This window comes from Thioalkalivibrio sp. K90mix (genome assembly GCF_000025545.1).
Taxonomy (GTDB): domain Bacteria; phylum Pseudomonadota; class Gammaproteobacteria; order Ectothiorhodospirales; family Ectothiorhodospiraceae; genus Thioalkalivibrio.
This window is the reverse complement of record NC_013889.1, coordinates 2,477,254-2,496,756: the sequence shown is the minus strand read 5'-3', so window position 1 is coordinate 2,496,756 and position 19,503 is coordinate 2,477,254. Positions and strand designations below refer to the sequence as shown.

Annotated in this window: 21 protein-coding genes; 19 read left to right on the top strand and 2 right to left on the bottom strand. The window is 67.2% G+C overall.

Annotation, left to right across the window (positions count from 1 at the left end):
* The first annotated feature begins 38 nt into the window (after positions 1–38).
* The 5 genes from mdh (at position 39) to TK90_RS11915 (ending at position 5,300) form a co-directional block, all read left to right on the top strand.
* Positions 39–962, top strand: a complete 924-nt coding sequence (gene mdh, locus TK90_RS11935; protein ID WP_012983739.1) for a malate dehydrogenase — start codon at positions 39–41, stop codon at positions 960–962.
* Entirely contained in the window at positions 946–1,893 is a 948-nt protein-coding gene (locus tag TK90_RS11930; protein WP_012983738.1) for a 5'-3' exonuclease H3TH domain-containing protein, read from the top strand. The genes mdh and TK90_RS11930 overlap by 17 nt, the downstream gene beginning before the upstream one ends.
* Positions 1,890–2,555, top strand: a complete 666-nt coding sequence (locus tag TK90_RS11925; protein WP_012983737.1) for a DUF1007 family protein — start codon at positions 1,890–1,892, stop codon at positions 2,553–2,555. The genes TK90_RS11930 and TK90_RS11925 overlap by 4 nt, the downstream gene beginning before the upstream one ends.
* Complete coding sequence (locus TK90_RS11920) at positions 2,555–3,097, top strand: pseudouridine synthase (RefSeq protein WP_012983736.1); 543 nt, start codon at positions 2,555–2,557, stop codon at positions 3,095–3,097. Before TK90_RS11925 ends, TK90_RS11920 begins: the two co-directional genes overlap by 1 nt.
* Before the next feature lie 142 nt (positions 3,098–3,239).
* Entirely contained in the window at positions 3,240–5,300 is a 2,061-nt protein-coding gene (locus tag TK90_RS11915) for a transglycosylase SLT domain-containing protein (protein WP_012983735.1), read from the top strand.
* A gap of 915 nt (positions 5,301–6,215) precedes the next feature.
* On the opposite strand, the gene TK90_RS11910 is transcribed toward TK90_RS11915, so the two are convergent.
* On the bottom strand, positions 6,216–6,596 hold the full coding sequence (locus TK90_RS11910) for a group III truncated hemoglobin (protein ID WP_012983733.1): 381 nt from the start codon (positions 6,594–6,596) through the stop codon (positions 6,216–6,218).
* A gap of 71 nt (positions 6,597–6,667) precedes the next feature.
* Between TK90_RS11910 and TK90_RS11905 the strand changes: the two genes are divergently transcribed.
* The 13 genes from TK90_RS11905 (at position 6,668) to trpC (ending at position 18,057) form a co-directional block, all read left to right on the top strand.
* Positions 6,668–7,579, top strand: a complete 912-nt coding sequence (locus TK90_RS11905; protein WP_012983732.1) for a fructosamine kinase family protein — start codon at positions 6,668–6,670, stop codon at positions 7,577–7,579.
* 103 nt (positions 7,580–7,682) lie between these two features.
* Positions 7,683–8,198: a 5-(carboxyamino)imidazole ribonucleotide mutase gene (gene purE / locus TK90_RS11900; RefSeq protein ID WP_012983731.1), complete on the top strand. Its 516-nt coding sequence runs from the start codon at positions 7,683–7,685 to the stop codon at positions 8,196–8,198.
* The gene (locus TK90_RS11895) at positions 8,195–9,358 is read left to right on the top strand and encodes a 5-(carboxyamino)imidazole ribonucleotide synthase (protein ID WP_012983730.1); all 1,164 of its coding nucleotides are present in this window, start codon (positions 8,195–8,197) and stop codon (positions 9,356–9,358) included. The genes purE and TK90_RS11895 overlap by 4 nt, the downstream gene beginning before the upstream one ends.
* Complete coding sequence (locus TK90_RS11890; protein WP_012983729.1) at positions 9,355–9,972, top strand: class I SAM-dependent methyltransferase; 618 nt, start codon at positions 9,355–9,357, stop codon at positions 9,970–9,972. The genes TK90_RS11895 and TK90_RS11890 overlap by 4 nt, the downstream gene beginning before the upstream one ends.
* A gap of 2 nt (positions 9,973–9,974) precedes the next feature.
* Complete coding sequence (locus TK90_RS11885) at positions 9,975–10,640, top strand: energy-coupling factor ABC transporter permease (protein ID WP_012983728.1); 666 nt, start codon at positions 9,975–9,977, stop codon at positions 10,638–10,640.
* 134 nt (positions 10,641–10,774) lie between these two features.
* Entirely contained in the window at positions 10,775–11,098 is a 324-nt protein-coding gene (locus tag TK90_RS11880; protein ID WP_012983727.1) for a c-type cytochrome, read from the top strand.
* 181 nt (positions 11,099–11,279) lie between these two features.
* Positions 11,280–11,969, top strand: a complete 690-nt coding sequence (gene rpe, locus TK90_RS11875) for a ribulose-phosphate 3-epimerase (protein WP_012983726.1) — start codon at positions 11,280–11,282, stop codon at positions 11,967–11,969.
* 25 nt (positions 11,970–11,994) lie between these two features.
* Positions 11,995–12,678 (top strand): phosphoglycolate phosphatase, encoded by a 684-nt coding sequence (locus tag TK90_RS11870; RefSeq protein ID WP_012983725.1) that lies wholly within the window; start codon positions 11,995–11,997, stop codon positions 12,676–12,678.
* 92 nt (positions 12,679–12,770) lie between these two features.
* Positions 12,771–14,258 (top strand): anthranilate synthase component I, encoded by a 1,488-nt coding sequence (gene trpE / locus TK90_RS11865; RefSeq protein ID WP_012983724.1) that lies wholly within the window; start codon positions 12,771–12,773, stop codon positions 14,256–14,258.
* A 114-nt stretch (positions 14,259–14,372) separates the two neighbouring features.
* Positions 14,373–14,966: an aminodeoxychorismate/anthranilate synthase component II gene (locus TK90_RS11860; RefSeq protein ID WP_012983723.1), complete on the top strand. Its 594-nt coding sequence runs from the start codon at positions 14,373–14,375 to the stop codon at positions 14,964–14,966.
* A gap of 7 nt (positions 14,967–14,973) precedes the next feature.
* Positions 14,974–16,188 (top strand): multidrug effflux MFS transporter, encoded by a 1,215-nt coding sequence (locus TK90_RS11855; RefSeq protein ID WP_012983722.1) that lies wholly within the window; start codon positions 14,974–14,976, stop codon positions 16,186–16,188.
* A 30-nt stretch (positions 16,189–16,218) separates the two neighbouring features.
* Positions 16,219–17,241, top strand: coding sequence for an anthranilate phosphoribosyltransferase (trpD, locus tag TK90_RS11850; RefSeq protein ID WP_012983721.1), 1,023 nt, complete (start codon positions 16,219–16,221; stop codon positions 17,239–17,241).
* 9 nt (positions 17,242–17,250) lie between these two features.
* Positions 17,251–18,057, top strand: a complete 807-nt coding sequence (trpC, locus tag TK90_RS11845) for an indole-3-glycerol phosphate synthase TrpC (protein WP_012983720.1) — start codon at positions 17,251–17,253, stop codon at positions 18,055–18,057.
* A gap of 82 nt (positions 18,058–18,139) precedes the next feature.
* Here the strand turns inward: trpC and crp are convergent, their stop codons facing one another.
* Positions 18,140–18,778: a cAMP-activated global transcriptional regulator CRP gene (gene crp, locus TK90_RS11840; protein WP_012983719.1), complete on the bottom strand. Its 639-nt coding sequence runs from the start codon at positions 18,776–18,778 to the stop codon at positions 18,140–18,142.
* Between the two features lie 223 nt (positions 18,779–19,001).
* On the opposite strand from crp, the gene TK90_RS11835 reads away from it, so the two are divergent.
* Positions 19,002–19,430 (top strand): OsmC family protein, encoded by a 429-nt coding sequence (locus tag TK90_RS11835; RefSeq protein ID WP_012983718.1) that lies wholly within the window; start codon positions 19,002–19,004, stop codon positions 19,428–19,430.
* The last annotated feature ends 73 nt before the right edge of the window (positions 19,431–19,503 follow it).

Here is a 19,503-nt window from a genome sequence, read left to right as displayed (position 1 = left end):
GGTAACCAAACTCCACCCCCCCGTCAGACGAGGGAAGCATGCAGAAAATCGCCATCATCGGAGCCGGACGCGTCGGCGAATCCACTGCCCAGTTTCTGGCCCGGCGCGATGTCGCCCGCGAGATCGCGTTGCTGGACGTGCGCGAGGGTGCGGCGGCCGGTGCGGCACTGGATATCCAGGAGACCGCACCCCTGCTGCGCTTCGATACGCGACTGAGCGGCAGTCACGAACCCTCGGTAATCGCCGGGGCGGAACTGGTGATCGTCACGGCCGGGCTGCCGCGCAAGCCGGGTATGTCGCGCTCCGATGTCCTGGACAAGAACGTCGAGATCCTCGATCAGATCCTGCAGGACATCCTCGTCCATGCGCCGCAGAGCCGCATCCTGGTGGTGTCCAACCCGGTCGACGTGCTGACCTACCGCGCCTGGCAGAAGACCGGCTGGAGCCGCGATCGGGTCTTCGGGCAGGCGGGGGTCCTGGACACCTCGCGCATGGCGGCCTTTATCGCCCTGGAGACGGGGCTGTCCACCCACGACATCCAGGCCCTGGTGCTGGGCGGTCATGGCGATGCGATGGTGCCGCTGCTGCGCTATTCCAGTGTCAACGGCGTGCCGCTGCACCACTTCATGGACCAGGCAACGCTGGACAATATCGTCGAGCGTACCCGCCACGGGGGTGCCGAGATCCTCGCCCTGAAGCAGACCTCCAGCGCCTATGGTGCACCCGCCGCGGCGATCGCCGAGATGGTCGAGGCGATCGCCCTGGATCGTCGACGCGTCCTGCCGACCGTGGCTCTGCTGGAAGGGGAATACGGGGAGCGTGACGTGGCGATGGGCGTGCCCTGCATCCTCGGCCAGGGGGGCATGGAGCGGGTGATCGAGCTGGCGCTGGACGCCGACGAGCGCGCGGGCTTCGACCAGTCCATCGCCGGGGTGCGCAAGGACCTTGAACGCCTGCACTGAGTCGCACGCGGGACCGCCGTGCCCGACCCTGACGCTGGTCGACTCCAGCATCTTTGTCTTTCGTGCCTGGTTCGCGCGCGGGCTGGACCCGGATCCTCTCGGACGTCCGGGCGGGGCCGTGCACGGGCTGGTGCATTCGCTCTGCCAGTGGCTGCCCGCCTGCGCCCCGGGCCCGATCGCCTTTTGTTTCGACGAGAGCCTGCGCCAGGGTTTTCGCCACCGGCTCGACCCCACCTACAAGGCCCACCGCCCGCCGGCCCCGCCCGAGTTGCGCGAGCAGTTCGCGCGTATCCGGGAACTGCTCGGGCAGCTCGGCTTCCGGACCCTGGCCCATCCCGAGTATGAGGCCGATGACCTGATCGCCAGCCTGGCGCGAGCCGGCCGGGCCGCGGGTTTCCGCATCGAGGTCAAGAGCGCGGACAAGGACCTGACCCAGGTCATCCTCGGTGATCAGGACCGGCTGCACGACCCGGAACGCGGGACCGCGCTGGATCGCCGCGCGATCGAGAAGCGCTTTCGCATCCGTCCGGAACAGGTTGCCGACATGCTCGCCCTGGCGGGCGATGCCAGCGACAACATCCCGGGTATCGAGGGCGTGGGCCCCAGGACCGCGGCGCGGATCCTGCGCCGCCTGGGCGATCTGGAGACGGTACTCGCCGATCCGCAGGCCGTGGCGCGCTGCACTATCCGCCGGGCCGACGCGGTAGCCGCGCGCATCGCCGGGCAGTCGGACCGGCTGTGCCTGTCGCGCCGCCTGACCGGTCTGGTGGACCGCATCCCCGACCTGCCGCGGCTCGAGACACTGCACCCCACCGGGCCGAAACCCGATGCCGCGCGCTGGCTCGCGGAACTCGGGGTGGCGCGCGATTATCATGGTTGCCTGCTGGCGGCCGCCGGTGCCTGGCGGTCCACGACCCCGGAGATTGCATGAGCCCACGTTCTGTTCTCTACGCCATCCTTGCCGCGGGCCTGGTGTGGCTGCTGCTGGTCAGTGCGCAGGTGCAGGCGCATCCGCATGCCTGGATCGACCTGGAGATCACGCTGGAACGCGATGGCGAGGGGCGCATCAGCCACATGCTGCATCGCTGGCGCTTCGACCCGACCTACGGGCAGTACCTCTACGAGGACGCCCTGGCGCATCAGGAGGGCGCGACCGAAGACGAGAAGCTGCAGGCGCTCGCCCGCGAGATCCTCGGCAACCTCGAGGAATACGAGTGGTACAGCCATGTCGAGGCCGGCGGGCGCGAGGTGGACGTCGTTGCCGAGCCCGATCCGTCCATGCGCATGGAAGAGGGGCTGCTGTTCTTCCGTTTCCGCCTGGCGCTGGACGAGCCAGTCGATGTGGGTTCCGAGACCCTGGCGTACAAGGTCTACGATCCGACCTATTTCATCGAGCTCCTGCACGAGGAGCCGGCCGGTACGCGCATCATCGAGGCCGACGGGCTCGCGGCCGCGGGCTGCAGTGCAGAGCTGGAGCGCCCCCGCCCGGATCCCCAACTCGTCGCCAAGGCCATGATGCTCGATTACGGGGCCACGGTGGACTATGACCTGGGACGCCATTTCGCCCAGCGCGTAACCGTGCGCTGCGATTAATGTCCCGAATCGTGTTGTTCCACAAGCCCTGGGGCGTGCTGCCGCAGTTCACCGACCCGGAAGGGCGCCCCACGCTGGCGGATTACATCGACATCCCCGGGGTGTACCCGGCCGGGCGTCTGGATCGCGACAGCGAGGGGCTGATGGTGCTGACCGACGACGGGCGCCTGAATGCGCGGCTGACCCAGCCGCGGCACAAGACCAGCAAGACCTACTGGGTACAGGTAGAGGGCGAGCCCGATGACGCCGCTCTGGAGGCCCTGCGTACCGGGGTGGACCTGAAGGACGGGCGCACGCAGCCGGCGAAGGTCGAGCGCATGACACCGCCTGACCTGCCGGAGCGCGACCCGCCCGTGCGCTTTCGCAAGTCCGTCCCGACCACCTGGCTCGCGCTGACCCTGCACGAGGGGCGCAACCGCCAGGTGCGGCGCATGACCGCCGCGGTGGGGCATCCGACCCTGCGCCTGGTGCGCTACCGGGTGGCCTCCTGGACCCTGGACGGAGTGGAACGCGGAGCCTTTTCCGTGATCGAACGCGAGTGAAACCGGCCACAGGCACCGCACCGGTGCAACGCGGGATTGTCGCGGAATGCGGCCCGGCCGGTGCGAAATCACCACAAGACCATTGCGCCCGCCACAGGTCGTGCGGAATATGAACGGATCAGACAAGCGAGAACGCAACCCGATGCGCCTGCCCAGGATACTCACCACGGGTCTGACCGGTCTGGTCATGGCCTTCGCCGCCGGGGCCCCGGCGGCGAACCCGGCCCCGACCGGAATGGTCTTCGAACGCAGCCTGTTCCTGCATGCCGAACGTGCCCTGAGCCGTGGCGACATGGTGGCCTACCGCAATGCCCGCAGTACGCTCGAGGGCTATCCGCTGACGCCCTATCTGGATCATCGCGAACTGGCGCGCGACCTGGGGCGCGCGGACCCCGATGCGGTGCGGGCCTTTATCGAGGAGCACGACGACACCCCGCTGGCCGGCCAGTTGCGCAGCAACTACCTCTCCTATCTGGCCCGTGAGGAGGCCTGGTCGCGCTATCTCGACTTTGCCGACGACGGCCGCGACCTCTCCGTGACACAGGACTGTCAGCGGCGCAAGGCGCTGATCGAGACCGGCAATACCTCCGCGGCGATCGAGGACATGGACTCCATCTGGCTGCACGGCCAGTCCCGTCCCAGTGTCTGCGATCCGGCGCTCAAGGCCTGGCGCGATGCCGGCGGGCTGACCGAAGAGCTGGCCTGGGACCGTTTCGCCCTGGCGATGCAGGCGCGCCAGACCGGGCTCGCGAGCTACCTGCGCCGCTATCTGGCGAGCTCCGATCGCGACTGGGCGGAGCGCTGGCTGGAGCTCGAATCGCGACCGTCGCGGGTGGTCGAGGTGGACTTCCGCGCGGATGAGCATCGCTCCGCCGAGGCGATGCTGGAACAGGCGTTCAAGCGCTGGATTCCGCAGGACCTGGATGCCGCTTTGAAGGGCTGGGAGGAACGGAGCGAGCGCTTGGGCTTGTCGACGGAGACCGCTCGCGAGATCGAGCACGCGCTTGCGTTGCGTCTGGCGCTGCGCTATCGGGACGAAACACTGGCCGTCATGGACGAGCTGGACGCGGAGGTGTTCGACGATCAGTTGCGCCAGTGGCAGGTGCGGGCTGCTCTGCACCAGCGTGACTGGGAGACCGTCAAAAGCGCGATTCGTGCCATGAGCCGCGACGCCCGTGACGAGACTGCCTGGCAGTACTGGTATGCCCGTGCACTGGAGCAGCTGGGCGATGCCGACGAAGCGCGCTTCTTCTACGAACGGGCGGCGCGTGAGCGCAACTTCCACGGATTCCTGGCGGCCGACCGTCTGGGGCAGCCCTACCGCATTGCGCACCAGCCCCTGCAACTGGGCCATGGCGCGCGCGAATCGATCATGGAGCGGCCGTCCATGCAGCGCATGCGCGAGCTGGTGGCGCTGGACCGCTACGCTGAGGCACGCCGCGAATGGACCCGCACCGTCGCCAGCATGGAGCCGCCCGAGCTCGAGGCCGCGGCGGCCGAGTTCGCCGACTGGAACTGGTACGACCGCGCGATCTTCACCATCGCGCGGGCCCGCAACTGGGACGACATCGAGCTGCGCTTCCCGCTGGCCTTCGATTCCGTAATCGTCCCGGGCGCGGAAAAACAGGGCATCGACCCGGCCTGGGCGATGGCGATTGCCCGCCAGGAGAGCGCCTTTCTGCATGACGTGCGCTCCGGGGCCGGGGCGCTGGGGGTGATGCAGATCATGCCGGCGACCGGGCGCTCGATCGCTTCCAGCGCCGGGGTCCGGGTCAACTCCGACTGGGACATCCTCGACCCGGCGACCAACGCGACCCTGGGCACGTACTACCTGCGGCGCAACCTGGACCGCTTTGGCGGGCACAGCCTGCTGTCCACGGCGGCCTACAATGCCGGGGCCCATCGCGTGCGCTCCTGGCTGCCGGACGACGGCGAGATGGACGCGGACATCTGGGCCGAGCTGATCCCGTTCTCGGAGACGCGTGACTACGTGCGCCGGGTGTATGCCTACCAGATCGTCTATGCGGTGCGCTTGGGGCAGGACCCGCCGTCGCTGTCGCAGCTGCTGTTCCCGGTGACGCCGGAATCCAGGCTCGCGGCGAGCCGCGAGGATCACCTCCGGGCGCTACGCAACATGCGCGAGGACCTCGCGCTCGGTCGCGCCTTCTGCGACGCACCCGGCTACACCGAGAACGCCTGCTGACGGGCCGGGGCTGCTTCACGCGCTGAGGCTGGCCCTGGTTCGTCGTCGGTGTTTACGGTGGCTTCGTCCGGCCGCCTGCCTGCGCTCACTCGCGAGCGCGCCGCGCCAGTTCTTAATCAAAAACGGGCTTCTTTGCTCGTGCAAAGAAGTACCCAAGAAACACGCCCGGGATTCGCCCGGGGACCTTGCTCCGGCCGCGCCAGGCCGGCGGCGCTGAAACTCGCTTCGCTCAGACAGTCAGCGCCCCGTTTCTATTTTGAATCGTCCGGCCTGTCACGCCCTCCACAAGGGGCTCATACCGGGAGGGTAGGTCAAAACCGACGGTGTCCCCGTACCTGTCCTAAGCCCCGAGCTGTAGGGTGCGTTGAGCGCAGCGAAACGCACCGTTCCGACGCCGGGGTAACCCTGATGCGATTCGCCGCGCTCATCAGCATCCTACATGGGCCTGGCGCCCGCTGGCGGGCGCGGCACGCCAGGGCCGAAGGCCGCGCGTGCCCAGGATGTTGGAACACCTTGCCTCCATCCATTGGCACAAACGTCAGGACCGCCGTTGTCTTGACCTTATCCCCCCGTATGAAGCCCCTTGCGGAGGGGTCCTCGGGCCGGGAGAAGGCGCTGACTGTTTGAGCGAAGCCGAAGGCGCAGCGAGTTTCAGCGCCGCCGGCCCGAGGGCCCTGGAGCAAGGTCCCCGGGCGGAATCCGGGTGCCCTTCTTTGGGTACTTTCTTGGGCAAGCAAGAAAGTACCTCGCGGTGCGCTCGCGAGAGAGCGCTTGGCAGGCGGCGGACCGAAAGCACGTAAACACCGGATGCCGAACCAGGACCAGCCAAACAAGGCAGACGGATGGCCAAAGCCACCGTTAACTCCAGAGGACGAACCAGGGCCAGCCTCAACAGGGCAGGCGGGTGGGAAGACGCTAGCGAATGATGTCCTCGCGCATCCGACTGGCGATGCCATCCGCCAGCTGTTGCCACTGGGCTGCCAGTGGTGCCTCCAGGTGCTCCTCGGTGGTCGCCTTGAAGTGGCGCATCCAGACCGCCAGATCAGCCTCGGTCAGGTTCAGCGGGGCATGCTTGCCGACCATGTCGATGGTGGGCGGCTGCTCCAGGCGTCCGCCCAGGTTCATGTACCAGAAATCCGAGATGCGCCGGACATGGTCCTCGAAGTCCTGGATGCGTTCGAAATGGTGCCCGATCTCGGGATCGCTGGACAGGCGGCGATAGAAGTCGTCGATGACCGTGCGGATGCGTTCGGCGCCGATCTTGTCGCACAGCGGCTCGAGTTTGCGAAAGGCCATGGGGCTGGTCTCCTGACGTATGCTGCGGCAACCGTTAACCTGCACATGGATCAGCAAGCCGGATACCGAGGATGAACCGATTGGATTCTGCGGGCCCTGACGCCATCACGGCGGCGGTGGCCCAGTGCATCACGGACCATACCGCAAGCGCGTTCGAGCCGACAGGAAGCCAGGCCTGTTCCGGGGGCTCGATCAACCAGGCCCAGCGCGTGACCGGGACCGATGGCCGGACCTTTTTCGTGAAGCTCAACCGGGGCGCGATGGCCGAGGCGATGTTTGCGGCCGAAGCGCGTGGCCTCGAGGAGCTGGCCCGCTGCGAGCGGATGAAGATCCCCGCAGTGATCGGTACGGGCAAGGCGGGGAGTGCCTGCTTCATCGTGCTGGAGGAGCTGGACCTGGGCGGGCGGCGCGACGGCGTTGCGCTGGGGCACGGGGTGGCCGACATGCACATGAAGACGGCCGCGCGCTTCGGGCTGGATCACGATAACTACATCGGCTCGACGCTGCAGTCGAACCGCCAGCACGATGACTGGGTATCGTTCTATCGCGACGAGCGCCTGGGCTTCCAGCGGGGTCTGGCGCGCGAGCGCGGGGCCGCGCATTCGCTGATCCAGGCGCTGGAGTCCCTGGAAGCGAATCTGGGCGGGTTTTTCAGCGACTACCGCCCCGAGCCTTCACTGCTGCACGGGGACCTGTGGAGTGGCAACTGGGGCTTCCAGTCCGATGGGGCGGCCGTGCTGTTCGATCCGGCCGTTTACTACGGGGATCCGGAGGCGGATCTGGCGATGATGGAGCTGTTCGGCCATCCCGGGCAGGACTTCTTCGACGCCTACGAGGAGATGCGTCCGGTCGATGCCGGCTACCCGGTGCGCAAGACGCTCTACAACCTCTACCACATCCTGAACCACGATCACTTGTTTGGTGGCGGCTACGGCTCGCAGGCCGAGCGCATGATCCGCCAGCTGCTGGCGGAACTGGGATGAGCGGCGTACGAGCGGTGGATCGCGGGGTGTCAGCCCCGCGTCCTGGAGATTCGGCCTCGGCGCGGGCTTGTCGCCCCGGGGCGGGGCGGCTAAGGTTCCGTCCATGACGGCCAACAACGACAATACCGCCCCACGTGTAGGCGTGGTGATGGGCAGCACTTCCGACTGGGCGACGATGGAACGCGCGGTGGATGTGCTGGAGGAACTGGGCGTGCCCTACGAGGCACGGGTGGTCTCCGCCCACCGCACCCCGGATCTCCTGTTCGAATATGCCGAACAGGCTCGCGAACGGGGCCTGGCCGTGATCATTGCCGGGGCCGGGGGCGCCGCGCATCTGCCCGGGATGCTGGCGGCCAAGACCTCGGTGCCGGTGCTCGGTGTGCCGGTCGTCTCGCGCCACCTGCAGGGGCAGGATTCTCTGCTGTCGATCGTGCAGATGCCGAAGGGGATACCGGTCGCGACCTTTGCCATTGGCGAAGCCGGCGCAGCCAATGCCGCGCTGTTTGCGGCCGCGATGCTGGCCAACAACGACCCCGTCCTGTGCCAGCGCCTGGATGCCTTTCGCCGTGCGCAGCGCGATACGGTGCTCAACCAGATCCTGCCGCCGGCCGCATCATGATCCTGCCTCCCGCCACCCTGGGGCTGCTCGGCGGCGGGCAGCTCGGTCGCTACTTCGTGCGCGCCGCGCGCGAGATGGGCTATGCGGTCTGGGTGCTGGACCCCGACCCGCACAGCCCCGCCGGACAGGTCGCCACACGTCATCTTTGCCAGCCCTACGAGGATGCCGAGACGCTGTCGGCCCTGGCCGGTCAGTGCGCGGTGATTACCTGCGAGTTCGAGAATATCCCGCGGCCGGCGCTGGAATGGCTGGAGGCCAACGCCTGCCTGCGGCCCGGCCTGTGCGCGCTGGGCGTGGCCCAGGACCGTCTGGAGGAGAAGCGTTTTCTCGCCGAGATCGGGGTGGCGGTCGCGCCGTGGCGTCCGGTGACAGCCGGTGGCGATGGTGGCGAGGACGCCACCGGTGCGCCCTCCTTCCCGGCGATCCTGAAGACCGCCCGGCTGGGGTACGACGGCAAGGGGCAGCGCCCGATGGAGCACATGGGCGATCTGGCTTCCGCGCACGCAGAACTCGGTGGCGTGGACTGCGTACTGGAGGAGCGGGTGGAGCTGGAGCGCGAACTGTCGGTCGTCGTGGCGCGCACTGCGGACGGTCGCAGCGAGGCCTTCCCGGTGTCCGAGAATGTCCACCGAGACGGGATCCTGCACCTGAGCCGGGTACCCGCGCGCGTCGACGAGGACCTCTCCGGGCGCGCGGTGGCGATCGCCCAGTTGATTGCCGATCGCCTGGATTATTGTGGCGTGCTGGCGGTCGAGTTCTTCCTGACGATGAGTGGCGAACTGCTGGTCAACGAGATCGCTCCGCGCCCGCACAACACCGGTCATTACACGCTGGACGCCTGCACCGTTTCCCAGTTCGAGCAGCAGGTGCGTGCGATCTGTGGTCTGGGGCTCGCCCCGGCGCGCCTGACGGCCCCGGTGGCGATGGTCAATCTGCTGGGGGACCTGTGGCCCGCGGACGGCAGCCCGGACTGGTCCGGTGCGCTGGAGGCCGGGCGAGCGCGCCTGCATCTGTATGGCAAGTCCGAGGCGCGGGCGGGGCGCAAGATGGGGCACCTGAGTGTGCTGGGGCTGCCTGGCGAGGAAGACGCGATGGCCTCGGCCTCCACCGCCGAGGGGCTGTGGCAGGATCTGGCGCGGGCGGTCGGGGTGTCCGCGTGACCGAGGCATTCCCGGACAGCCGTTCGCGCCGGATTCGCCAGGCGGAGCTCAAGCGCGACCTGGAATTCGACGATACCCTGGCGGGCGAGTCTCTGCGTTTTCGCACGACCTGGGGGCTTTTTTCGCCGCGCCGGATCGACGATGGCACGCGCATGCTGCTGGATCGCATCGAGGTGCGTCCGAGTGATGACTGCCTTGACCTGGGTTGCGGTTATGGCCCGATCGGCCTGACCCTGGCGCGCAAGGCCCCGCAGGGCATCACGACGCTGGTGGATACCAATTTCCTCGCAGTCGAATACAGCCGGCGCAACGCCGAACTCAACGGCATCACCAACGTCGAGTGTGTGACCAGCAATGGTTTGGCCCAGATCCGCGATCGCCGCTTCGATCTCGTGGCTTCCAACCTGCCGGCCAAGGTGGGGCGGGAGATGCTCTACACCTACCTGCTGGATGCCCACGAGCAGATGAACCCCGGTGGTCGCATCTATGTCGTAACCATCACGGGTTTGCGGCGTTTCATCGAGAAGGGGTTCAAGGAAGTGTTCGGCAATTACGACAAGGTCAAGCAGGGCCGCGAGTATACGGTTGCGGTCGCCGAGCGCGAGCCCGACTGACCATGGTCGAGGGTGCGGGCGAACTCCCGGTTGCGCTCCGCGTGTTGTCCGCCCTGCTGTTGGGGGCGGGGCTGCTGTTCATGCTGCGGCGTATGCCCTGGGAGGCCTTCTTCGTCCCGGGGCGTACGCAGCTCTTTGTGATCGCCACGCTGTGTCTGCTGCTGATTTGGGGGCTGCGCGCGCAGACCCTTGAGGGACTGGCGCTGCATTTTCTCGGCATGGCCACGATTACGCTGATGTTTGGCTGGCAGCTGGCCATCCTGATGGTGTTTCTGGTGGTGGCGGGGCTGGCCCTGCTGGGGGCGTTGCCGCTTGCGGCCTTTCCGCTGACGGTGTTGCTGGCGGGCGTGCTGCCGGTGGCCGTGACCTGGGGCCTGCTGCGGGCGACCGAGGCCTGGCTGCCGCGGCACATGTTCATCTATCTGTACGGGGTTGCCTTCCTTGGCGGGGCCCTGACGGTGGCCGCCACGGTATTGAGCTCGGCGGTGATCTACGGGCTGTTCACCGACCTGGCCTGGGGCGATATCTACCGCGATTACGTGCGTTATCTGGCCCTGCTCGTGCTGCCCGAGGCCGTCCTCAACGGCATGGTGGTGACCGGCCTGGTGATGGTGCGCCCGGAGTGGCTGGCGACCTGGTCGGACGAGCGCTACGTGCACGGGCGCTGACCGCGGGACGCGACGGAATCGGCATATCCCTATCGGTTTTTATGTTAATGCACCGTTCAGGGAAGCCTTGCTAACGTTCGCTTCAGATGGGGCCGCAACCCCGTTGGTGAGCTGCAAACGAGGAGACCACAACAATGAAAACCAAGCTGTTCGTTCTGGCCGGGATCGCAGGGAGTGTGCTGATGCTGTCCTCCGCCGCGCAGGCGGCCGACATCCAGGCTGGCCAGTCCAAGTACCAGTCCACTTGCCTGAGCTGCCATGGCGCCGAAGGCAAGGGGCAGGCGATCTTCCCCGCGCTGGCCGGTCGTGACGCCGAGTACGTGACCGACAAGCTCGAGCGCTACCGCGCCGGTGAAGAGATCGGTTCCCATACCGGTCTGATGCGCCCGCATGCCCAGGCGCTGAGCGATGACGACATCGCCAACGTGGCCGCCTTCATCGAGTCCGAATTCAACTGATTCGGGCCACGACGAAGCGGCAAGCCGACGGGCCGGGGCTTCCCCCGGCCCGTTTGCGTTGGAGGGCCTGTCGCATGAGCCGCCTTTTGCCTGGCATGGCGGCATCCGGTAAAGTTTCGCGGTTCCGAGAGCGTGGCCGATGGTCGGTCCCGCTATCCCAGCGATTCCTGCGAGGCTTCCCATGGCACAACCCGATTTCATTGCCCCGTCCATCCTTTCCGCCGACTTCGCCCGTCTGGGCGAGGAAGTCGACAACGTCCTGGCCTCCGGCGCGGACATCGTCCACTTCGACGTGATGGACAACCACTACGTGCCGAACCTGACCATCGGCCCGCTGGTCTGCGATGCCCTGCGCAAGCACGGCGTGACCGCGCCGATCGACGTGCACCTGATGGTCAAGCCGGTGGACCGCATCATCCCGGACTTCGCCCAGGCCGGTGCCAGCTACATCACCTTCCACCCGGAGGCCTCCGACCACATCGACCGTACCCTGCAGCTGATCCACTCCGAGGGCTGCAAGGCGGGGCTGGTGTTCAACCCGGCGACCCCGCTGTCCTACCTGGAATACGTGATGGACAAGGTCGACATGATCCTGCTGATGTCGGTGAACCCGGGCTTTGGCGGCCAGAAGTTCATCCCGGCCACGCTCGACAAGCTGCGCGCCGCGCGCAAGATGATCGAAGAATCCGGGCGTGACATCCGCCTCGAGATCGACGGCGGCGTGAAGGCCGACAACATCCGCGAGATCAAGGCCGCGGGTGCCGATACTTTCGTCGCCGGGTCCGCGATCTTCGGCGCCGGCAACGACGCCGACGCGAACCGCTACAACAGCATCATCCAGCAGATGCGCGACGAACTGGCCAAGGCCTGATTCGCCACGTCCGACGGAGACCGGGATGTCCCTCAAGCGCCCCCGCATGATCCTGATCGACCTGGACGGCACGCTGATCGACAGCGTGCCGGACCTGGCCTATAGCGTGGATGCCATGATGCGCGAGCTGGGCCTGCCCGAGCGCGGCGAGGCGGCCGTGCGCAACTGGGTCGGCAATGGGGTGGAACGGCTGGTCAAGCGGGCGCTGATCAATGCGCTCGACGGCGAACCGGACCCGGAGGCCTTCGAGCGCGCACTACCCGTCTTCATGCGCATCTATCAGGAGAACACTGCCGGGCGCTCGCCGCTGTACCCGGGGGTGCGCGAGGGGCTGGACCAACTGAAGGCCGCCGGTTACCGCCTGGGCTGCGTGACCAACAAGGCCGAGCGCTTCACCGTGCCGCTGCTGCGCGAAAAGGGCATCCTCGACGACTTCGAGATCGTGGTCGCCGGCGACGCCCTGCCGCAGAAGAAGCCCGACCCGGCGCCGCTGCTGCACGCGGCGAACAAGCTGGGTGTCGACCCCTCCGAGTCGCTGATGGTCGGGGACTCGAAGAGCGACGTGAAGGCGGCACGCGCGGCCGGCTTCCAGATCGTCTGCATGACCTACGGCTACAATCACGGCGACGACATCCGCGACGAGAACCCCGACGCGGTGCTCGACCGGCTGGACGAACTGCCGGACTTGCTGCCCGCGCGGGCGGCCTGAGTATGATCGCAATGGGCCGGACAGCGAGGCGATGGCGAAACGGCGACTGATCTGCCGTGCCGTCTGCCCCTCTCTTGTCAGGAACCCTTGTGATGACCCCCGAACAGTTCGACGCACTGGCCCGCGAGGGCTACAACCGCATCCCGCTGGTGCGCGAGGTCCTGGCGGATCTCGAGACCCCGCTGTCCATCTTTCTGAAGCTGGCCAACCGGCCGTATTCCTACCTGTTCGAGTCGGTGCAGGGCGGGGAGCGCTGGGGCCGGTATTCCTTTATCGGCCTGCCGGCGCGGACCCGGGTGAGGGTGCACGGCCATGACATCACGGTGGAGACCGACGGTGATGTGGTCGAGCAAACCACCGAGACTGACCCGCTGGCCTGGATCGAGGCCTACCAGGCGCGCTTCAAGGTCGCCGACCTGCCGGGCCTGCCGCGCTTCACCGGTGGCCTGGTCGGCTATTTCGGCTTCGAGACCGTACGCCTGATCGAGCCGCGTCTGGAAGGCCCGGAAAAGCCCGATGCCCTGGGCCTGCCGGACATCCTGCTGATGGTCTCCGAGGAGGTCGTGGTCTACGACAACCTCTCCGGGCGGCTGTATCTGGTGGTGCATGCCGATACCTCGCGCCCCGACGGGCAGGCCGTGGCGGCCGAACGCCTCGACGCGCTGGAGAGCCGGATCGGCGAGCCGCTGGTGCCGCCGGAGGACCCGCCGCACCCGCACGCGGTGCCGGAGTATGTGCCGGGCTGGTCGGCCGAGGGTTTCAAGGCGGCCGTGGCGCGGGCGCAGGAATACATCATGGATGGCGACGTGATGCAGGTCGTGCTGGCACAGCGCATGAGCGTGCCGTTCTCGGCACCCCCGCTGGATCTCTACCGTGCGCTGCGGGCGCTGAACCCGTCGCCCTACATGTACTACCTGGACCTGGACGACCACCACGTGGTCGGCGCCTCGCCGGAGATCCTGGTGCGCCTGGAGGACGACCGCGTGACCGTGCGGCCGATCGCCGGCACCCGCCCGCGCGGGCGTACCGAGGAAGAGGACCGCGCGCTGGAGGTCGAGCTGCTGGCGGACCCGAAGGAGCGCGCCGAACACCTGATGCTGATCGACCTCGGGCGCAACGACGTCGGTCGGGTCTGCGAGATCGGCTCGGTGGAGGTGACCGATACGATGACCATCGAGCGCTACTCGCACGTGATGCACATCGTGTCCAACGTGGAGGGCCAGTTGGCGCCGGGGCACTCGCCGATGGACGTATTGCGCGCGACCTTTCCGGCCGGGACGGTCTCCGGTGCGCCGAAGATCCGCGCGCTGGAGATCATCGACGAACTGGAGCCGGTCAAGCGCGGACCGTATTCCGGTGCAGTCGGCTATTTGTCCTGGTCCGGCAACATGGATACCGCGATCGCGATCCGCACCGCCGTGCTGCACGACGGCGAGCTGCACATCCAGGCCGGTGCCGGGGTGGTACACGACTCGGTGCCCGAGAGCGAATGGCAGGAGACCCTGAACAAGGGCCGGGCGGTGGTGCGTGCGGCCGAGATGGCGTTGGGCGGGCTGGGGCCGCGCAGGCACCGTGGCTGAGGACGTGATGGCGGGCGCAGAACGGGCAGTGCGAGCGCGGTTGTCGGGCGTGCCGGACGGGCTCGCGCTAGTCTGCGTCCTGTACCCGTCCGGTGCGGTGGAGGAAACCCCGGCATGATCCTGATGATCGACAACTACGACTCGTTCACCTTCAACCTGGTCCAGTACCTGGGCGAGCTGGGGGCCGAGGTCGAGGTGCATCGCAACGACCAGATCACCCCCGACCAGGTGGCCGAGATGGCACCCGCCGGGATCATGATCTCGCCCGGACCCTGCACCCCGAACGAGGCGGGTGTATCCATGGACGTGATCCGCCGCTTCGCCGGAGAGATCCCGATCCTCGGGGTCTGCCTGGGCCATCAGGCCATCGGCCAGGTGTTCGGCGGGCATGTGGTGCGCGCGCGAGAGATCATGCACGGCAAGACATCGCCGGTGCATCACACCGGTGTGGGGGTCTTTGCGGGTCTCGAGAATCCGCTGGAGGCCACGCGCTATCACTCCCTGGTGGTGGAGTCGGCCACGCTCCCGGATTGCCTCGAGGTTACCGCCTGGACCGAGCGCGAGGACGGTTCGCGCGACGAGATCATGGGCCTGCGCCACCGCGAGCTGGACGTCGAGGGCGTGCAGTTCCACCCCGAATCCATCCTGACCCGGCAGGGGCACGAGCTCCTCGACAACTTCCTGCGCCGCCTGCCCCAGCCGGCGTAGTGACGAGTTGACACCGGAGCGCCGCACACGGCTGCGTTTCGCGCTGCTGGTCGCGCCCCTGGCGCTGCTGGCGCCGTTTTCGCTGGATACCTACCTGCCATCGTTTCCGGCGATGGCCGACGATCTGGCCGTGGATGGCGCCGCGATGCAGGCCACGCTATCCGCCTACCTGGTCGCCTTTGCCCTGGCTACCCTGGTGGCCGGGCCGCTGTCGGATGCCTTTGGGCGGCGACCGGTCGTGCTGTGGGCGCTGGTGGCCTATGTCGCGACATCCGCGCTGTTGGTGGTGGCGGTGGAGTACTGGCAGGTCATCGGGCTGCGCATCGGCCAGGGGTTCGCGGCGGCAGCCGGCGTGGTCGTAAGTCGTGCCCTGGTGCGCGACCGATTCGACCCCATCGATGCAAGGCGCGTGTTTGCACTGGTGACCATCATGTTCGCGATGGGTCCCGCGATTGCCCCCATCCTCGGCGGCTATCTGCAGTCGGCGTTCGGGTGGCGTTCGGTGTTTGCGTTCCTGGTGCTCTACGGGGTGGTCCTGCTGGTGGCCGCGCGACTGTGGCTGCCCGAGACCCTGCCCCCGGTCGGGCGCGTATCCAGCCAGCCGCGACTGGTGCTCAGGCGCTATGCGGGCACGCTGCGCAATGTGCAGTTCCTGCAGCCGGTGCTGGTGCATACCACCCTGTTCGGGGCGAAGTTCCTGTTCGTCGCAGCCTCGCCGGCCCTGATCTATGTCCACCTCGGTGGGGGCGAGCGTGATTTCTGGTGGCTGTTCGCGCCCATGGTCGTGGGGCTGATGCTCGGTGGCATGGCCTCCGGCTGGAGTGCCGGGCGCGTGGCGCCCGAGGTCACGGTGCGCATCGGCTTGCTGCTTACCGGTATTGCGCTGGCGCTGGTGGGCTGGGCGGCGCTGGCCCCGGAAACTTCCGTGGCGGCAGTGACCCTGCCGTTTGCCCTGTACAGCTTTGCACTGGCCCTGGGGATGCCCTCGCTGACCCTGCTGGCGCTGGACTGTTATCCGGGGGCGCGCGGCATGGCCTCGGCGATGCAGGCTTTCGTCCAGCTGGGGTTGGCGGCCCTGCTCACGCTCTTCGTGGTCGACTGGCTGGATGATGTCCTGTGGCATCTGGTCGCCGGTGCGGCGGTGATCTGGCTGTTCGCAGTGTTCGTATGGTTCGCTGGCGGCGGGCTGGTTCGTGCCGCGCGGGAACGGGCGTTACACTAGCGCTCCCGATCCCCCGGCAGGAGCAACCCTGTGACCGTGCAGCAAGCGATAGCGACCCTGATCGAACGCCGCGACCTGGACGAGGCCGCCATGACCGCCGTGATGCAGGCGGTGATGACCGGCGAGGCCACCGATGCCCAGATTGGCGGACTGCTGGTCGCCCTGCGCATGAAGGGGGAGACCATTGAGGAGATCCGTGCAGCGGCGGGCGTGATGCGCGAACTGGCGACGCGCGTGGACGTGCCGCGTACCGGGCTGGTCGATACCTGCGGCACCGGCGGCGACGCCTCCGGCACCTTCAATATCTCGACGGCCTCGGCGCTGGTGGCCGCGGCCGGCGGGGTGCGCGTGGCCAAGCACGGCAACCGCTCGGTGTCGTCGAAGTCCGGTTCCGCCGACGTGCTGGAGTACCTGGGGATTCATCTTGGCCTGTCACCGGAGGCCGTCGGTACCTGCATCGAGGAGGTCGGCGTCGGTTTCCTGTTTGCGCCCGCGCATCACGGCGCCATGAAGCACGCCATCGGCCCGCGCAAGGAGCTGGGTGTGCGTACCTTGTTCAACGTGCTGGGCCCGTTGACCAACCCCGCCGGGGCGCCGAATCAGGTCCTCGGGGTGTTCTCCGATGCCTGGGTGCGCCCGTTGGCCGAGGCGCTGAAGGGGCTGGGCAGCGAGCATGTGCTGGTGGTGCACGCCGAGGACGGACTGGACGAGATCAGTATCGGCGCCCCCACCCGCGTCGCCGAGCTGAAGGACGGCGCGATCGAGGAGTACACCGTGATGCCCGAGGATTTCGGGCTGACCCGGAGCGGGCTGGACGCGATCCGGGTCGACAGCGTGGAGGCCTCGGCCGAGATGCTGCGAGGGGTGCTGGAGGGACGGGCCGGAGCGGCGCGCGATGTCGTCCTGCTGAACGCCGGGGCCGCGATCTATGCCGGGGGTGGCGCCGAGACGCTGGCCGCGGGGGTCAGCCGCGCAGCCGAGGTGATCGACTCCGGCGCGGCCCGCGAGCGCCTGGAGCGTCTGCAGGCGGCCAGTGCACGATTGACCAACTAAGGAGCCCTCATGAACGACGTCCCGGACATCCTCAAGCGTATCCTCGAACGCAAGCGCGAAGAGCTGAAGGAGCGCGAGGCCTTCTGGCCATTGCGCGAGCTGCGTGGCTGGATGGGCTCGGCGCCTGAGCCGCGCGGGTTCCGGGCCGCGCTCCAGCGTGACATCGATGCCAGCCGTGCGGCGGTGATTGCGGAGATCAAGAAGGCCAGCCCCAGCCAGGGGCAGATCAGCCCGAACTTCAACCCCGAGGCCTTTGCCCGCAGCTACGAGGAACACGGGGCCACCTGTCTGTCGGTGCTGACCGACGTGGACTTCTTCAAGGGCCGGGATGGGGACCTGCGCGATGCGCGTGTGGCCTGCAAGCTGCCGATCCTGCGCAAGGATTTCGTGATCGACCTGTATCAGGTCTACGAGGCGCGGGTGCTGGGAGCCGACTGCGTGCTGCTGATCGCCGCCGCGCTGGACGACACCGCACTGCACGAGCTGTATTTCCTGAGTCGCGAGCTGGGCATGGATGCCCTGGTCGAGGTGCACGATGCCGAGGAGCTCGAGCGCGCGAAGAAGGTCGGCGCGGATCTGATCGGCATCAACAACCGCGATCTGCGTACCTTCGAGACGCGGCTGGAGACCACGCTGGAGCTGAAGGATCAGGTGCCCGAGTCCGCACTGCTGGTCACCGAGAGCGGGATTCATACCCGCGAGGATGTGGCGCGCATGCAGGAGGCGGGGGTGAATGCCTTCCTGGTGGGCGAGGCCTTCATGCGTACCGAGGATCCGGGACTGGCGCTGGGCCGTCTGTTCCGCGGCGAGGCATAAAGCGGAAGCCGGTCGTACAGGGGCTGCTGGTGCTGCGCCTGCCCGCGACGGGGTGCGGGCAGGCATTCCCCAGGATGGTTCGCTAGCGGGTGCCGAACACCACGATGGTTTTGCCGTGGGCGGTGATCAGCCCACGCTCCTCCAGGTCCTTCAGGACGCGTCCGGCCATCTCGCGCGAGCAGCCGACGATGCGCGCGATCTCCTGCCGGGTGATGCGTAACTGCATGCCGTCCGGGTGCGTCATGGCATCGGGCTGGCGGGCCAGATCCAGCAGGGTGTGGGCAATGCGGCCGGTCACGTCGACAAAGGCCAGGTCCATCACCTTGCGCGAGGTCTGGCGCAGGCGGGTCGCGATCTGGCTGGTCAGCAGCATCAGGATCTCCGGATCGCGCTGCACGATTTCGCGGAACTGGGTGTAGGGGATCTCGGCGGTTTCGGTATCCTCGCGGGTGACGACCGTGGCCGAACGCGGATCGTCCTCGAACATGCCGAGTTCACCAAAGAACTCGCCCTTGTTCAGATAGGCCAGTACGAGTTCGTGACCGTTATTCTCGCCCAGTACGGAAACCGATCCGCTGACGACGTAGTACAGCGTATCCGGTACCGTGCCGGAATGAATGATCGTCGTGCGCTTGCGGTAGTGCCGGCGGTGGCAATAACCGAGGAAGCGTTCCAGGGCCGGCGACGGCTGTGCCGGGCGATAGACGAACGGGTTGTTCATGGTCATGGCATCCATGGCTCTTAACGTCTCGCTTGTTGGGGACGGTTTTCAGTTTAATTCAGCCCTCCGCAAGCGGGACCCGGGTGTCGGGATCGAGTCACAAAATCCGCCGATCAGGATTCGATTTTGTGCTTTGACTCTCAAAGTTCATGCATTTTTTGTTGAGTATAGGCCACACAGGGCCTTCCAAACGGGCCGAAATTGTGGGCAAAAGGAGACGCTGATGCAGGTCAGGGTGAAGTGGCTGGAGCAGGTGGCGTTTGTCGGCGAGACCGGCAGCGGCCATGCAATCGTGATGGATGGCCCCCCGGATACCGGTGGCCGGAATCTGGGTGCGCGCCCGATGGAGATGCTGCTGCTGGGGCTGGGTGGGTGCACCAGTTTCGATGTCGTGGCGATGCTCAAGAAAGGGCGTCAGGAGGTCCTCGACTGCGAAGTCACGGTGGACGGGACGCGGGCCGAGACGGTGCCCAAGGTGTTCACCGATATCCATGTGCACTTTCGGGTCTATGGCCATGGCCTGTCCGAAAAGCAGGTTGGGAGGGCGGTGGAGCTGTCCGCGGAGAAATACTGTTCGGCCTCGCTGATGCTTGGGGCGGCGGCCAGGGTCACCCACGATTTCGAGATCATCGAGGGCCCCGCGCCCCGCTGAGACACCCGCGCGGGCGACGGGAATTTTCGTCAATGGACGTGGCGTGTTTCCCTGATGCCCCGGGACGTCTACA

Coding starts and splice junctions, on each gene's coding strand:
- mdh (WP_012983739.1), top strand. CDS start 39: ATGCAGAAAATCGCCATCATCGGAGCCGGACGCGTCGGCGAATCCACT.
- TK90_RS11925 (WP_012983737.1), top strand. CDS start 1,890: ATGAGCCCACGTTCTGTTCTCTACGCCATCCTTGCCGCGGGCCTGGTG.
- TK90_RS11920 (WP_012983736.1), top strand. CDS start 2,555: ATGTCCCGAATCGTGTTGTTCCACAAGCCCTGGGGCGTGCTGCCGCAG.
- TK90_RS11915 (WP_012983735.1), top strand. CDS start 3,240: ATGCGCCTGCCCAGGATACTCACCACGGGTCTGACCGGTCTGGTCATG.
- TK90_RS11910 (WP_012983733.1), bottom strand. CDS start 6,596: ATGGCCTTTCGCAAACTCGAGCCGCTGTGCGACAAGATCGGCGCCGAA.
- TK90_RS11905 (WP_012983732.1), top strand. CDS start 6,668: ATGAACCGATTGGATTCTGCGGGCCCTGACGCCATCACGGCGGCGGTG.
- purE (WP_012983731.1), top strand. CDS start 7,683: ATGACGGCCAACAACGACAATACCGCCCCACGTGTAGGCGTGGTGATG.
- TK90_RS11895 (WP_012983730.1), top strand. CDS start 8,195: ATGATCCTGCCTCCCGCCACCCTGGGGCTGCTCGGCGGCGGGCAGCTC.
- TK90_RS11885 (WP_012983728.1), top strand. CDS start 9,975: ATGGTCGAGGGTGCGGGCGAACTCCCGGTTGCGCTCCGCGTGTTGTCC.
- TK90_RS11880 (WP_012983727.1), top strand. CDS start 10,775: ATGAAAACCAAGCTGTTCGTTCTGGCCGGGATCGCAGGGAGTGTGCTG.
- rpe (WP_012983726.1), top strand. CDS start 11,280: ATGGCACAACCCGATTTCATTGCCCCGTCCATCCTTTCCGCCGACTTC.
- TK90_RS11870 (WP_012983725.1), top strand. CDS start 11,995: ATGTCCCTCAAGCGCCCCCGCATGATCCTGATCGACCTGGACGGCACG.
- trpE (WP_012983724.1), top strand. CDS start 12,771: ATGACCCCCGAACAGTTCGACGCACTGGCCCGCGAGGGCTACAACCGC.
- TK90_RS11860 (WP_012983723.1), top strand. CDS start 14,373: ATGATCCTGATGATCGACAACTACGACTCGTTCACCTTCAACCTGGTC.
- trpC (WP_012983720.1), top strand. CDS start 17,251: ATGAACGACGTCCCGGACATCCTCAAGCGTATCCTCGAACGCAAGCGC.
- crp (WP_012983719.1), bottom strand. CDS start 18,778: ATGAACAACCCGTTCGTCTATCGCCCGGCACAGCCGTCGCCGGCCCTG.
- TK90_RS11835 (WP_012983718.1), top strand. CDS start 19,002: ATGCAGGTCAGGGTGAAGTGGCTGGAGCAGGTGGCGTTTGTCGGCGAG.